Here is a 14,060-nt window from a genome sequence, read left to right as displayed (position 1 = left end):
TGAGCTGCTCCTTCCCAGCATGTCCGGTGCCATGGCCCACACGCTTAAATTTCCCCGGTCCGACCGGTCGTTCGAGCAGCGCGTCGCCGACCTAAGGCAGGCCATAGCCGAGTTGCCGGACCGGGAGGTGGGGGACGCGGAGTACAAGACGCGTTGCATCAGCTACGTCGTCGGAAACGGTTTCGATGCGGTCCAGGACGGCACCAAGTTCTCCTCGCGATTTGTGCGCAGGGCGCTGGACCCCCGTCGCAAACTGGTCGCGCGGTGACCGAGGCGCCATGCCGGTCATCAGGTCCGACACCCATGGCGACCTGTTTGCCCAGATCACGAGCCTCAACCTGGAGCGTCAGCAACTCCTGTTGCGCGACTCCATAGCCGTCGCTTTGCGGATCCCGTTCAGGATCGACGAACACCTCGTCCTCGCCCTTCATGCGGCTTGTGCCACGTTCCTGGTAGAAAGGCCTGGGCGCTACAGGACCGAGCCTGTATTCGTCAGCTATTCTGACCGTCTCTTTCCCGATCCGGAACACGTCCCGACCCTGGTCCGCGAACTGATCGTGGACGTCTACCGGCGGTGGCACGAGGACGATCCCTTCACACTCGCTGCCTACGCTCTGTGGCGCCTCAACTGGATACACCCGTTCGACGACGCGAACGGCAGGACTGCCCGAGCAGTAGCCGTCTATATCGTGTCCGTGAAGTTCGGGAGGTGGATGCCGGGGCGCATCGACGCCCTTCAGATCATCAAGGGCAATCATGACCGCTACGTAGCTGCGCTCCAGCATGCCGACCGCGGTATGGCGCCTCGCCGGATTTCCTGGAGCCGATGAAGCTGCTTCTCCTGGACGCTTTCGAACAGCAGGTCGCCAGCGTCATCACGCCATCGGAGCCCGGGAAGCCCGGGGAGCCCTAACGGCCTCGCCGCCTGTGGCCGCGGCTCGCGGTTCCGCGCAGCCTCACCCCTGGGGCGTGGAGACCTTGCGCTGGCGGGCGCGCTCGATGCCGAGTTTGTGCTCGCGCCAGATGACGAAGATGCCGGAGGCGACGACGATGGTGCCACCGGTGATCACATAGGCGCTCGGCAGGTCGGCGAAGACGAGATAGCCCATGATCACCGCCCAAATCATCGAGAAATAGTCGAAGGGCGCGATGAGCGAGGTGTCGGCATAGCGGTAGCTCAGCGTCAGGAAAATCTGGCCGAGTCCGCCTGTGACGCCGACCATGACGAGGATGAAGGCCTGCAGCGGCGTCGGCACGGTCCACTGGCCGATGACGGGGAGGGCGAGGCCCAGCGGCCAGGTGAGCAGGGCGAGGGTGGCGCAGAGGGCCATGAAGGTGAAGACGATGGCAGCCGTCGTCTCGGTGTTGACGAGCCGGCGCACCTGGATGGTGGCGAAGGCGGCGCAGACCGCGCCGCCGAGGGCGAACATGGCGCCGGTGCGCTGGCTGTCGGGGCGGTTGCCGAGGGCGCCGACGTCGAGATGGGGCCAGAGGATGACGAGCACCCCGACGAAGCCGACGGCGACCGCCGACCAGCGATAGACGCGCACCTGTTCGCCGAGGATGAAATAGGCCAGCGGCACCACCATGAGCGGGGCGGCGTAGCTGATGGCGGTGGAATCGGCGAGGGGAAGCAGGGTCAGGCCGACGAAGCCGGAAAACATGCCGGCGGCGCCGATGACGCCGCGCTTCATGTGCGAGCGGAAGCTCACATAGCGAAAGGCGTCCATCACCTCATCGCGCCAGGCGAGCATGAGGAAGAGCGGGATGAGGGCGAAGAAGGAGCGGCAGAAGACCACCTCGCCGACCGGGATTTCCTTGCCCGCCACGCGCACCAGCGTCGACATGGAGGTGAAGGCCACCGTCGACATCAGCTTGAAGAGGATTCCCGTGGCGGCGCGGGAGAGGACGGGCATGAAGGGGAGGGGCTCGGGAGGGGATGCGGCTCGACCTCCCTTGAACCACGGACCGCCGGATTCTGGCAGGGCCAATGCTGCACGCATGCCCTGCGGAGACGTCCCCGTTCGGCCTGCGCAAGGCCATGGCCTCGCCGTTTTCACGCGCGGGGGGCGGTTGCGCGGAAGGTCGGCCGGGGTAAGGTCGCTTCACCACCCTGCAAGAGGTGGTGCCACGACCTCATCGTCACTCAACGGGACCCCCCATGGACAGCCTCAATCCGACCCTCAACGCCTGGGCGCCGCGCGTGCTCTCGGTGCTCCGCATCATGTTCGCGCTGGTGCTGCTGCAGCACGCTCTCGTGAAGCTCTTCGGCTTCCCCATGAGCGTCAACTTCGCTCCGGTCGGCTCGCTGCCGTGGATCGCCGCCTGTATCGAATTCGTCACGGGCCTTTTGATTCTGTTCGGCTTTTTCACCCGCCCGGCGGCCTTCATCCTCGCCGGCACGATGGCGGCGGCCTATTTCATCGGCCATGCCGGCCGGGGCTTCTTCCCCATCCAGAACGGCGGCAACCTCGCCATCATGTACTGCTTCACGGCGCTCTATCTGGTCTTCGCCGGACCCGGCCCGTGGAGCGTCGACGCCCAGCGTTCGAACAATCCCTGACCCCGACCCGTCACGTCGGTGACGACGACGGCCGCGAGTCGCAGCTGCGCCTCGCGGCTTTTTCTTGCGCCGATGCCCACGAGTAACGCGCGGGTAACCGGCGACTGCGGCCGTTATTCCGCACACAAATCGCGGGTTTCCGTTCACACTTGTGTGAACACCGCAGAGGATTTGTGCCGTGCAGCAGGGGCTTAGTCGGGAATCTGGTGGAGACCTGTTGTCTGGTCGCCCGCCTCAATCCGCGGAGATGGACGGCGATTGTCTTGCGAAAATGCAATGATTGCCTTGCCGGGATGCAAGCCCGGCCGGAGCGACGGCCGCCGGCGGGGATTGCCCGTCGGCGGCACCGTCTTCAGGCGGCCTTCTCGGCCCTCGCCTGCTGGATCGTCTGCCAGACGAGGGCGGGGGTCGCCGGCATGTCGATCTCCTTGATCCCGTAGGCCCGCCACAGCGCGTCGACCATGGCGTTCATCACGGAGGGGCAGGCACCGATGGTGCCGGCTTCGCCCGCGCCCTTGATGCCGAGGAGGTTGGTCACGCAGGGGACATTGCGCGTCTCGAAGTGGAAGTGCGGAATGTGGTCGGCCCGCGGCATGGCGTAGTCCATGAAGGACGCCGTGAGGAGCTGACCGCTCTCCTTGTCGTAGACGGTGCGCTCCAGCAGCGCCTGGCCGATCCCCTGGACGATGCCGCCATGGACCTGGCCGGCGAGGAGGGTCGGGTTGATGGTGACGCCGAAGTCGTCGACCACCGTATAGCCGACGATCTCGGTGGCGCCGGTGTCAGGATCGATCTCCACCTCGCAGATATGCGTCCCGTTCGGGAAGGTCGGCTCCGGCGGGCGCCAGGTGCCGTGGCTCTTCAGCTTATCCTCGGCCCCGGGCAGGGACGCGATCTTCTCGTAGGAGATCGCCTTGTCGGTGCCGACGACGCGCACCGCGCCGCCGACGATCTCGACGTCGGCGACGCCGACCTCCATCTCGGTGGCCGCCATCTCGCGGATGACGTCGGCGAGCGCCCGGGCGCCGACGTCGACGGCCGCACCGCCGACGGGCAGCGAGCGCGAGCCACCCGTGCCGGTGCCGGTGGGGATCAGGTCGGTGTCACCCTGGATGACGGTGATCTTCTCGACGGGAATGTCGAGATGCTGCGAGGCGAGCTGGGCATAGGCGGTCTTGTGGCCCTGGCCGTTCGACTGGGTGCCGATCTTGATGGTGACCGAGCCGTCCTTCTCGAGGCTCATCCAGGCGTTCTCCGGCGCGCCGCCGCCGCAGGCCTCGATATAGGTGGCCATGCCGATGCCGCGGATCTTGCCGGCCTTCTTCGCCGCCTTGAGGCGGTCCTTGAACGTGTCCCAGCCGGCGACCTCCATGGCGCGGGTCATGTGGCCGTCGAACTCGCCGGAATCGTAGGTGCGGCCGACGGGCGTCTTCCAGGGGAACTGGTCCGGTCCGATGAAGTTGCGGCGGCGCACCTCGGCCGGGCTCATGCCTGTCTCGATGGCGATGCGGTCCATCAGCCGCTCGATGAGATAGGCCGCCTCCGGGCGCCCGGCGCCGCGATAGGCGTCCACCGGCACGGTGTTGGTGTAGGCGTATTTCAGCCGCACGTGCATGGCGGGGAAGGCATAGACGCCGGCCAGCATGAGGGCGCCGACATAGGGGATGAAGGTCGCGTACTGGGAGAGGTAGGCGCCCATGTCGGCGACGGTGTCGACCTTCACCGCCAGCACCTTGCCGCGCCTGTCGAGCGCCGCCGTGGCGGTGGAGACGTTGTCGCGGCCCTGGCTGCAGTTGACGAAATGGTCGCCGCGGTCCTGCACCCAGGCCACCGGCTTTCTCAGCTTGCGGGCGGCCAGCATGCACAGCGGATATTCGCGGAACATGAAGGTCTTGGTGCCGAAGCCGCCGCCGACGTCGGGGGTGACGACGCGGATCTTCTCTTTCGGCATGTTGAAGATCTTGGTCGCCAGGGTGTTCTGGATGCCGTGGCTGCCCTGGCTGCCGAGGGTGAGGGTGAAGCTCTTGGCCTTGGAATCATATTCGGCGAGGCAGCCCCGCGTCTCCATGTAGTTGGTGACGAGGCGGTTGTTGACGATGGTCAGCGACACCGTGCGGTGGGCCTTCGCGAAGGCCTTCTCGGTCGCCTCCGCCTCGCCGAGATGGACCTCGGCGCAGAGGTTGCCGGGAATGTCGGGCCAGACCTGCGGGGCGCCCTTCTGCAGGGCGTCGACCGCGTCGACGATGGGCTCGCGCGCCGTCCACTCGATGGCGATGGCTTCCGCCGCGTCCTTGGCCCGGTCGAGCGTGTCGGCCACGACGAAGGCGACGCCGTCGCCGACGTGGCGCACTGTCGTCGAGCAGAGCACTTCCCAGGGCGGATTGGGGATCGGGTTCACCGAGGGCACCTGCGACAGGCAGGGCAGGTTGCCGATGCCTTCGAGGTCGGCATGGGTGAACACCGCCTTGACGCCCTTCATGGAGCGAGCGGCGCTGGTGTCGGTGATGACGAAGTCGGCGAAGGCGAAGGGCGAGCGCAGCACGTAGCCGACCAGCGCTCCCTCGGGTACGAGGTCGGAGACGAAGCGCCCCTCGCCCTTGATCAGCGGGGCGTCCTCGACCCTGCTCAAAGCCTGGCCCATTCCGAATTTCGTCGGCGTCATGTCGCGTGCTCCGGGGAACTCGGGCGGCAGAATGGAACGCTTCGAGGCTGCGAGGCAAGCCTCGCCATCAGCAGGGGCGCAATGCGGGTGGCTGGCCATCGCCCCGTGAACCCGCCTAAATGGCGCCGACCCGCAGCCGTTCCAGGAAGGACTTCATGGCGCCGGAAGAGCCCAAGCCATCGACGCCCCCCGCCGTCTATCTCGGCCTGGCCTTTTGCCTGGTCTCGGTGGTCTGGTGGTTCGCCTATTACGCGCAGTATGGCGGAGCCTTCTCGCTGCTCGGGCTCAAGGTTGCCTGCATCGGCTTCGCCACGCCGGAATGCGCCTTCTTCCAGGCGAACATCCGCAGCGCCATCCCGCGTTACGTGCCGGTCCTCTGGTATGCCGGCATGGTGACGCTCGCCTTCGGCGTCTGGCAGCTCTGGCGCCAGCGGCAGCCGTGAACGGCCTCAGAAGGCCTTGAACGTGATGATCGTGTGCGTGTCCTGGATGCCCGGGATGAGCTGCACCTGCTCGTTGACGAAATGGCCGATGTCGGTGCCGGGCTCGACGTAGAACTTCACCAGCAGGTCGAAATTGCCGGCCGTCGAATAGATCTCCGAGGCGATCTCGCGGTCGGCGAGGGCGGCGGCCACCTGGTAGGCCTTGCCGAGCTGGCATTTGATCTGGACGAAGAAGGCGATCATGGGGACCCTCGCGGCATGCAGGCCTTTCCCATGCCATCAAAGGGCGCGCGCGTCATCCCCCCGCAGGCCGTGCCGGGCGAGCTTGCGCCGGGCGCTGCCATGGCCTAACTCTCCCCCATAGTCTCGTCGGGGTGCCCTTCACCGGGCTGAGAGGTCGCAAGGCCAACCCGTCGTACCTGAACCGGGTCATGCCGGCGGAGGAAACCGAGATGGACGCATTGCCCCCGCGCGGGGAATCCGAGCTCCCGACCGACATTCTCGGCGCCGCCCGCGACGGCCTTGCGGCGGTCCGCGTGCGGCGGCCGCGCATCCACTGCATCACCAACACGGTGGCCCAGGCCTTCACCGCCAACGCTCTGCTGGCCCTCGGCGCGGTGCCGTCCATGACTACCGCGCCGGACGAGATCGCCGCTTTCGCCGGCGGTGCCGACGGTCTCCTCGTCAACCTCGGCACGCTGGAGCCGGAGCGCCGCGCCGTCATCCGCACCGCCATCGAGGCGGCGAGCGCGGCGGGGAGGCCCTTTCTCCTCGACCCCGTCTTCATCGACCGCTCGGCGGGACGCGCCGCCTTCGCCCGCGACCTCGCGGCGCTCGGGCCGGCGGCGATCCGCGGCAACGGCGCCGAGATCGCCGTGCTCGACACCGACGCCGATGCCCTGGCGCTGCGCCTCGGCACGGTCGTTGCCGCCACCGGCGAGACGGACCTGGTGACCGACGGCCGGCGCCTCGCCGCCGTCGCCAACGGCCATCCGCTGATGGCGCGGGTCACCGCCATGGGCTGCGCCGGGGCGGCGATCACCACCGCCTTCATCGCGGTCGGCGAGGACGCCTTCACCGCGACCGCCGCCGCCATGGTCGTGCTCGGCATCGCCGGGGAGCGCGCCGCCGAGACGGCGCGGGGCCCGGGAAGTTTCGCATCGGCCTATCTCGACGCGCTCTATGCGCTGGAGGCGGATGACATCGCCGCTCGGGCGCGCGTCACGTCACCGTCCCAGGGAGAGGCTTCATGACCGCCATCGCCGTCACCATCGCGGGCTCGGATTCCGGGGGGGGCGCCGGCATCCAGGCCGATCTCAAGACCTTCTCTGCCCTCGGTGTCTATGGCGCGAGCGTCGTCACGGCTCTGACCGCGCAGAACACGCGCGGCGTCCAGGCGATCCACGACGTGCCGCCGGACTTCGTCGCTGCGCAGATGGATTCGGTCTTTTCCGACCTGAAGGTCGGCGCCGCCAAGATCGGCATGCTGTCACAGGTCACCGTCATCGAGGCGGTGGCGGCGGGGCTCGACCGCCACCGTGTGGAGCAGGTGGTGCTCGATCCCGTGATGGTCGCCACCTCGGGCGACCGCCTCCTCAACCCCGATGCGGTCTCGGCGCTGCGGCGGCTGCTCTTTCCCCGCGCGGTCCTCGTCACGCCGAACCTCCTGGAGGCCGCGGCCCTCCTCGACCAGCCGGTGGCGCGCAGCGAGGAGGACATGCTCGCCCAGGGGCAGGCGCTGATCCGCCAGGGCGCCCGCGCCGTGCTGATGAAGGGCGGACATGCGGTGGGGGAGACGAGCGTCGACCTTCTGGTCACGTCGGCGGGGGCGGTGCGGCTGGAGGCCCCGCGCGTCGTCACCCGCAACACCCACGGCACCGGCTGCACGCTCTCCTCGGCGGTCGCCGCAGGCCTCGCCAAGGGCTTCGCGCTGGGGCAGGCCGTGAGCGAGGCGAAGGACTACGTGACGGCCGCCATCGCCGCGGCCGACCGGCTTGCGATCGGCGAGGGCCATGGGCCGACCCATCATTTTCACGCCTGGTGGTGACATGACCTTCAATCGCCGATCCGCCCTCGCCGCCGGCGCCGCCGGTCTCGCGGCCGCCCCCGGTATCGCGCGGGCCCAGGCGCTGCGCTGGCGCCTCGTCACCTCCTGGCCGCGCAACCTCCCCGGTCCCGCCTTCTCGGCCCAGCGCATCGCCGACCGGATCAAGCTCCTGTCGGGCGGGCGGATCGAGGTGCAGGTCTTCGCCGCCGGCGAGGTGGTGCCGGCCTTTTCCGTGCACGAGGCGGTGGGCAACGCCACGGTCGAGCTCGGGCACACCGCCTCCTTCTTCGCCATCGGGCGGGAACCGGGCCTCGCCTTCTTCACCGCCATTCCCTTCGGCCTGACGCCGAACGAGCACAATGCCTGGGTGCTGAAGGGCGGCGGACAGGCGCTGTGGGACGAGGCGGCGGCGCGTTTCGGCGTCAAACCCTTCCTCGGTGGCAATACCGGCGTGTCGATGGGCGGCTGGTTCCGCCGGGAGTTGCAGTCCGCGGAGGACGTGAAGGGGCTCACCATCCGCATGGTGGGGCTGGGCGCCGAGCTGTTCCAGCGCCTCGGCGCCACCGCCATCGCCGTGCCGCCCGGCGATATCTATCCGGCGCTGGAGCGCGGTGCCGTGGACGGGGCCGAGTTCACCTCGCCCGGATCCGACATCCAGCTCGGACTGTGGCGCGTGGCGCCCTTCTACTACGCGCCCGGCTTCAACAAGCCCAACGGGTCGAGCGAGCTCGTCGTCAACAAGGCGCTGTGGGACGGGCTGCCTGACGACCTCAAGGCGGTCGTGCAGGCGGCGAGCGAGGCGGAGCAGGCGGTGGCGCTCGCCGAAATCGAGATCCTCAACATGGAGGCGCTGGCGACCATGGTCTCGACCCACGGCGTCCGGCTGCGCGGCTTCCCGACGCCGATGGTGCAGCTCGCCCGCCGCCACGCCGCCGACCTCCTCGGCGAACTCGGCACGCGCAGCCCGATGGCCGGCAAGATCGCCGCCCATTACACCGCCTTCCAGGGGCGCATCGGACCGTGGACGCGGGTTTCCACCCACGCCGCGCTCGGCGCACGCGAGGTCTGAGGGCGGGAAGGGCCCCTTCGGCGTTCCGCGACCTTGCGCCACGGGGGTGAGGGCCATAGAACGGCGGAACGAACGTTTCGTTCGACACGACGCACGGGACAGCTTGCCGCCCATGGCCGACCGGGACCCCAAGAAGATCGAGATGGATGCCGGAGCCCACGTGCTGTCCGGCAATCTCGGCAAGACGGTGCAGCGGCTGCGCAAGGCCTACAACCTGTCGCTGTCCGAGCTGTCGGAACAGTCGGGCGTCGCCAAGTCCATCATCAGCCAGATCGAGCGCAACGAAACCAATCCGACGCTCGCCACCATCTGGCGATTGAGCCAGGCGCTGGACGTGTCGATCGAGCGGGTGCTGGCGACCGCCACCGAAGAACCCTTCCTCGAGAAGCTGTCGCGGGCCGACACACCGCTGCTGGTCTCCGACGACGGCAAGTGCCGCCTGTCGATCATCGGCTGGATCAAGACCGTCGAGTGGCTGCAGTGGTACGACTTCCAGTGCGACCCCGGCGGGATGCTGGAGAGCGAAGGCCACCAGCGCGGGTCCATCGAGAGCCTGTCGGTGCTGGAAGGCGAGTTGCAGGTGGAGGTCGGCGACCGGCTCGAGACGGTGGGGGCCGGCGAGAGCGCGCGCTATCGCTGCGACGGCCGCCACGTCATCCGCAACGTCGGCACAGGGCCCGCCCATGCGGTCATGGTCTGCATCCTCAAGGCCGCCGTGATGGAGTGACGGGCGGACCGCCTTGCCGCTCCGTCTCATCCGCGCGTTCGAAGTCCCTGACGCGGAATCGCTTTCGCTGCTCGTCCTGAGGTGGAGAGTCCGCCTCTTCACAGATTGATTCAGTCGCCGCGCCGGCGCCGCTCGCCCGCGAGGATCACGACGGCGATGCCGACGATCATGCCGGCCGAGGCCAGAACCATGCGCGCCGTCAGCGTCTCGCCGATGAAGATCACCGCGCCCGCCGCGGCGATGGCGGGGACGGTGAGCTGGATCGAGGCGGCGGTGACGCGCGGCAGCGCGGGCATGACGGCGTACCAGACGGCATAGCCGAGACCCGAGGCGAGCGCGCCGGAGGCGATGGCATAAGCGAGCCCGGCCGGCTCCGGCGGATGGACGCGCCAGCCCCAGGCCAGGAGCAGCAGGGCCACGGGCAGGCAGCGCAGGAAATTGCCGGCGGTGTCGGCGAGCGGCTGTGTCGAGCCGCGGCCGAGGACGGAATAGACCGCCCAGGAGAGGCCGGCGGCGACCATCAGCAGCACGCCGGCGGGCGAGGGGGCGGCGACACCGGGCGCGACCAGCCAGACGAGGCCGGAGAAGGCTGCGGCAAGGCCCGCCCATTCGAGGATGCCCGGCCGGTCGCCAGCGGCGATGGCATGGCCCATCATGCCGAACTGCACCGCGCCGAAGAGCACGATGGCGCCCACAGCGGCGCCGAGCCAGAGATAGGCGATGGAGAAGGCGAGGGCATAGCCAAAGAGGGCGGCGGCCTGGCGCCAGCTCCCGGCGACGGCGGGACGGCCGTTGCGGCGGCCGGCGAGATGGGCCAGCAGCACCAGGACGAGGGCGCCGGAGGCGAGGCGCCAGCCGGTATAGCCGAGATCGTCGATGGCGCCACCGGCCAGCGCCAGCCGCGCCAGGACGGAGTTGGCTGCGAAAGCGACGAGCGCCGTCGTCGTCAGGGCGATGAGCCTGAGCATCGGGGGTTGCGGGTCGGCGGGGGCCGGGCGATGAGGTCGCCCGGCCGCGATCCGCTCACTGCCAGGCGATCACCTTCTGCTTCTGCTCGCCGAGGCCCTCGATGCCGAGGGTCATGACGTCGCCCGCCTTGAGAAAGCGCGGCGGCTTCATGCCGAGGCCGACGCCGGGCGGGGTGCCCGTGGTGATGACGTCGCCGGGCTCCAGCACCATGAATTCGGAGATGTAGGAGACGATGGTCTTCACGTCGAAGATCATGGTCTTGGTCGAGCCGGTCTGCATGCGCTCGCCGTTGAGATCCAGCCACATGCCGAGCTTCTGCACGTCCTTGATCTCGTCGGTGGTGACGAGCCAGGGGCCGAGCGGGCCGAAGGTCTCGCAGCCCTTGCCCTTCATCCACTGGCCGCCGCGCTCGATCTGGTACTCGCGCTCGGACACGTCGTTGCAGACGCAGAAGCCGGCGACGACCGACATGGCGTCCTTCTTGGAGACGTAGCGAGCGCGCTCGCCGATGACGATGGCGAGCTCGATCTCCCAGTCGGTCTTCACCGACTTCTTCGGCAGCATGACGTCATCGTTCGGACCGACGATGCAGGAGCGCGCCTTGTTGAAGAGGATCGGCTCGGTGGGGATGGCGGCGCCGGTCTCGGCGGCGTGGTCGGCATAGTTGAGGCCGACGGCGATGAAGTTGCCGACGTCGCCGACGCAGGCGCCGAGGCGCGGCTTTCCCTTGACCAGAGGCAGCTTCTCCCAATTGGCCTTGGCGATCTTGGCGAGGCCCTTCTTGCCGAGGGCGGCGCCGGCGATGTCGGGCACCACGCCCGAGAGATCGCGGATCTTGCCTTCGGGATCGATCAGGCCAGGCTTTTCCTTGCCCTTGGCGCCATAGCGAACGAGTTTCACGACTTCCCCTCCCATTGTTGTTGAAGGTCGTCGTGGAATGATGCCGGGGTCTTCAATCGTTTCGCAAGGGCAGGGCGCGCATGGCCGGGCGGCGCGGGGGAGGGGCGGAGGGCGCTCGTTAGCCGACCCGGCCGGGCTGGCTCCGCAGGACGGACAGCATCTGGTCCCGGCCAATGAGCGCGGCCAGCGCCGCTTCGGCGGCGTCGACGTCCGGCATGGTCTCGGCGCCGTCCGATGCGGCATCCCATCGCGCGACGAGGTCGTCGAGATCGGGGCCACCGTCGCAGGGGGTTCCGAACATGCGGTCATAGATGGCGGCGTGTGCATCGCCCGAACGTTGCAGGAGCCTCGGCCAGCCGATCGGAAGGTCGTCCGATACCTGCGGGCCCGGCAGCAGCGCGAGCAGGCAGGACAGGCGATAGCGCATCGCATCGCCGCCGATGCCGGCGAGGGCATCGGCCCGCCAGGCGTCGTAGAGATCGATCACGCTCATTCCGGCGCCGAGCACGGCCATGCGCAGATGGGGGGCGGTTCCGGTGGCGGTAGAATGCGCGTCCCACCGGCGGTCGTTCAGGAAAGGGAGCAGATGCGGGATGGCGGGGTCGCCGAAGGCGGCAAGGCCGAGGATGATGCCGGCGATGTTGTCGACCGCCGTCTGGGCTGCCAGTCTCGGCAACAGCGGGAGGAGCCCTGGATCTGCCGCGTGAAAGGCCAGGCTCGGCAGGAATTCCGGGAACAGGCTCCGCGCGCCGAGACCCCGGATGGTTTCGCTGATCGCGGCGGAGATCGGCTCGCAGGGCAGATCCATCAGGCCGAGACAGGCTGCCCGGGACTCGTGGTGCGGCGCCTCCCTGGCGATGGCCCAGAGCGCGGGGACGGCCGGGGCATAGCCGGTCGTCCCGACCACCTGCAGCACTTCGGCGGGACAATCGGGCCGCAATCCGTGGGAATCCACCATGGCCGCGAACAGGGACCATCCCGTTTCGGGGGTTCCGAAACGGGCGAGAACCGGCAGCGCGAACGCATCGGCCGTTTCGAGACACCAGGGAAGCAGGGCCTGCGCGTCGGCGCCGGAGCCGAAACGCAGGACGATGTCGCGGAGGACGGCAGCCTCGATCGCGCGGCTGGGCGTCGGCACTGCCTTGAGGCAAGCGAGCAACCGTTCGGTCTGCACCAGCATGAGGGGATCCTCGATCAGAACCGTCCGGGGCGGCGGGCCGCGAGCGCCCGCCCGCCTACCGCACCAGCTCCTTCATCGCCTTGTCGAGGCCGGAGAGCGTGAGCGGAAACATGCGCTGCTCCATGATGTCGCGCATCATGCCGATGGAGTGCGTGTAGTCCCAGTGCTTCTCCTTCACCGGGTTCAGCCAGACCATGGAGGGGTAGATGGAGGCGACGCGCTTCATCCAGGTGACGCCGGCCTCCTCGTTGAAATGCTCCACCGAGCCGCCGGGCTGGGCGATCTCGTAAGGGGACATGGAGGCGTCGCCGACGAAGATCACCTTGTAGTCGTTGCCGTATTTGTGCAGCACGTCCCAGGTCGGCATGGTCTCGTCGAAGCGGCGCTGGTTCTTCTTCCAAACCTTCTCGTAGAGGCAGTTGTGGAAGTAGAAATATTCCATGTGCTTGAACTCGGCCTTGGCGGCCGAGAACAGCTCCTCGCAGAGCTGGATGTGCCAGTCCATCGAGCCGCCGACGTCGAAGAAGATCAGCACCTTGATGGAATTGCGCCGCTCGGGGCGCATCTGCACGTCGAGGAAGCCGTGGCGCGCCGTCTCGCGGATCGTGCCGTCGAGGTCGAGCTCGTCTGGCGAGCCGGTGCGGGCGAACTTGCGCAGGCGGCGCAGCGCGATCTTGATGTTGCGGGTGCCGAGCTCGACCGTGTCGTCGTAGTCCTTGAACTCGCGCTTGTCCCAGACCTTCACGGCGCGGAAGTTGCGGTTGCCCTCCTGGCCGATGCGCACGCCTTCGGGATTGTAGCCATAGGCGCCGAAGGGCGAGGTGCCGCCGGTGCCGATCCACTTGTTGCCGCCCTGGTGGCGACCCTTCTGCTCCTCGAGCCGCTTCTTCAGCGTCTCCATCAGCTTGTCCCAGCCGCCGAGCGCCTCGATCTGGGCCTTCTCCTCCTCGCTGAGGAATTTCTCGGTGAGCTTGCGCAGCCATTCCTCGGGCACGTTGACCTCGAGCCCCTCGGCCAGGGTCTCGAAGCCCTTGAAGGTCGCGCCGAAGACCTTGTCGAACTTGTCGATGTTGCGCTCGTCCTTCACCAGCGTGGCGCGGGAGAGGTAGTAGAAGTCCGTCGGCGCGCGCTCGATGATGTCGGCGTCCAGCGCCTCCATGAGCGTCAGGTATTCGCGCACCGTGACCGGCACGCCCGCCTTCTTCAGGTCGTGGAAGAAATTGATGAACATGGCGGCAGCTTAGAGCGCTCCGCGCCGCGCGTCATCCCGTGCCGTTGGGCGGATCAGCCGGGTCCCGCGCCGGGCGGGGACCCGAAGCCGGCCGTTGCGGCGAGGCGATCGACCTTTGCCCGATGGGCCTCGGACTGGCGTGTCCTGGCGTCGTTGCGGAGCCGGCCGGCGAACCACCAGGAGGCCGGCAGCGACAGGAGGATCACCGCAAAGGCGCCGAGATAGGCCATGTTGCGCATGTGAAATATGTGCTCCTCGTCGCGGTATTC

General features: G+C 68.3%; 15 protein-coding genes, 1 pseudogene and 1 riboswitch. Of the genes and pseudogenes, 8 read left to right on the top strand and 8 right to left on the bottom strand.

Annotated features, from left to right (window positions below; all coding sequences use genetic code 11):
• Positions 1-31 precede the first annotated feature (31 nt).
• Both C6569_RS21940 and C6569_RS10720 read left to right on the top strand, forming a co-directional pair.
• On the top strand, positions 32-268 hold the full coding sequence (locus C6569_RS21940; RefSeq protein WP_181313992.1) for a hypothetical protein: 237 nt from the start codon (positions 32-34) through the stop codon (positions 266-268).
• Positions 269-278: 10 nt separating this feature from the next.
• On the top strand, positions 279-830 hold the full coding sequence (locus C6569_RS10720) for a Fic family protein (RefSeq protein ID WP_181313991.1): 552 nt from the start codon (positions 279-281) through the stop codon (positions 828-830).
• Between the two features lie 126 nt (positions 831-956).
• Here C6569_RS10720 and C6569_RS10715 read toward each other — a convergent pair whose 3' ends face one another.
• On the bottom strand, positions 957-1,916 hold the full coding sequence (locus C6569_RS10715; protein WP_106748839.1) for a DMT family transporter: 960 nt from the start codon (positions 1,914-1,916) through the stop codon (positions 957-959).
• 245 nt (positions 1,917-2,161) lie between these two features.
• Between C6569_RS10715 and C6569_RS10710 the strand changes: the two genes are divergently transcribed.
• Positions 2,162-2,563, top strand: coding sequence for a DoxX family protein (locus tag C6569_RS10710; RefSeq protein WP_106748838.1), 402 nt, complete (start codon positions 2,162-2,164; stop codon positions 2,561-2,563).
• A 352-nt stretch (positions 2,564-2,915) separates the two neighbouring features.
• Here C6569_RS10710 and C6569_RS10705 read toward each other — a convergent pair whose 3' ends face one another.
• Entirely contained in the window at positions 2,916-5,225 is a 2,310-nt protein-coding gene (locus C6569_RS10705) for a xanthine dehydrogenase family protein molybdopterin-binding subunit (RefSeq protein WP_106748837.1), read from the bottom strand.
• A 155-nt stretch (positions 5,226-5,380) separates the two neighbouring features.
• Here C6569_RS10705 and C6569_RS10700 point away from each other — a divergent pair, with 155 nt between their 5' ends.
• Positions 5,381-5,668 carry a hypothetical protein gene (locus tag C6569_RS10700; protein WP_106748836.1) on the top strand — a complete coding sequence of 96 codons (288 nt, stop codon included), beginning with the start codon at positions 5,381-5,383 and terminating at the stop codon, positions 5,666-5,668.
• A gap of 6 nt (positions 5,669-5,674) precedes the next feature.
• Here the strand turns inward: C6569_RS10700 and C6569_RS10695 are convergent, their stop codons facing one another.
• The gene (locus tag C6569_RS10695; protein ID WP_106748835.1) at positions 5,675-5,911 is read right to left on the bottom strand and encodes an Lrp/AsnC ligand binding domain-containing protein; all 237 of its coding nucleotides are present in this window, start codon (positions 5,909-5,911) and stop codon (positions 5,675-5,677) included.
• Positions 5,912-6,028: 117 nt separating this feature from the next.
• Positions 6,029-6,132: riboswitch (TPP riboswitch) on the top strand.
• On the opposite strand from C6569_RS10695, the gene thiM reads away from it, so the two are divergent.
• From thiM to C6569_RS10675, 4 genes are all read left to right on the top strand, one after another.
• Positions 6,121-6,921: a hydroxyethylthiazole kinase gene (gene thiM, locus C6569_RS10690; protein WP_106750993.1), complete on the top strand. Its 801-nt coding sequence runs from the start codon at positions 6,121-6,123 to the stop codon at positions 6,919-6,921. Its footprint overlaps the riboswitch before it by 12 nt.
• Positions 6,918-7,715: a bifunctional hydroxymethylpyrimidine kinase/phosphomethylpyrimidine kinase gene (gene thiD, locus C6569_RS10685; RefSeq protein ID WP_106748834.1), complete on the top strand. Its 798-nt coding sequence runs from the start codon at positions 6,918-6,920 to the stop codon at positions 7,713-7,715. The genes thiM and thiD overlap by 4 nt, the downstream gene beginning before the upstream one ends.
• 1 nt (position 7,716) lies before the next feature.
• A complete protein-coding gene (locus tag C6569_RS10680) occupies positions 7,717-8,784 on the top strand; it encodes a TRAP transporter substrate-binding protein (RefSeq protein WP_106748833.1) in 1,068 nt (355 codons plus the stop codon).
• A 112-nt stretch (positions 8,785-8,896) separates the two neighbouring features.
• Entirely contained in the window at positions 8,897-9,511 is a 615-nt protein-coding gene (locus C6569_RS10675; RefSeq protein ID WP_106748832.1) for a helix-turn-helix domain-containing protein, read from the top strand.
• Positions 9,512-9,621: 110 nt separating this feature from the next.
• Here the strand turns inward: C6569_RS10675 and C6569_RS10670 are convergent, their stop codons facing one another.
• The 5 genes and pseudogenes from C6569_RS10670 to C6569_RS10650 form a co-directional block, all read right to left on the bottom strand.
• On the bottom strand, positions 9,622-10,479 hold the full coding sequence (locus C6569_RS10670) for a DMT family transporter (RefSeq protein WP_106748831.1): 858 nt from the start codon (positions 10,477-10,479) through the stop codon (positions 9,622-9,624).
• 27 nt (positions 10,480-10,506) lie between these two features.
• A pseudogene (locus C6569_RS10665) lies at positions 10,507-11,380 on the bottom strand (fumarylacetoacetate hydrolase family protein); the annotation flags it as partial.
• A gap of 118 nt (positions 11,381-11,498) precedes the next feature.
• The gene (locus tag C6569_RS10660; protein WP_106748829.1) at positions 11,499-12,560 is read right to left on the bottom strand and encodes a hypothetical protein; all 1,062 of its coding nucleotides are present in this window, start codon (positions 12,558-12,560) and stop codon (positions 11,499-11,501) included.
• Between the two features lie 55 nt (positions 12,561-12,615).
• Entirely contained in the window at positions 12,616-13,791 is a 1,176-nt protein-coding gene (locus tag C6569_RS10655; RefSeq protein WP_106748828.1) for a vWA domain-containing protein, read from the bottom strand.
• A gap of 53 nt (positions 13,792-13,844) precedes the next feature.
• The gene (locus C6569_RS10650) at positions 13,845-14,030 is read right to left on the bottom strand and encodes a hypothetical protein (RefSeq protein WP_106748827.1); all 186 of its coding nucleotides are present in this window, start codon (positions 14,028-14,030) and stop codon (positions 13,845-13,847) included.
• Positions 14,031-14,060 lie beyond the last annotated feature (30 nt).

The organism is Phreatobacter cathodiphilus (assembly GCF_003008515.1).
Classification (GTDB): domain Bacteria; phylum Pseudomonadota; class Alphaproteobacteria; order Rhizobiales; family Phreatobacteraceae; genus Phreatobacter; species Phreatobacter cathodiphilus.
This window is presented reverse-complemented; position numbering and strand designations above follow the sequence as displayed.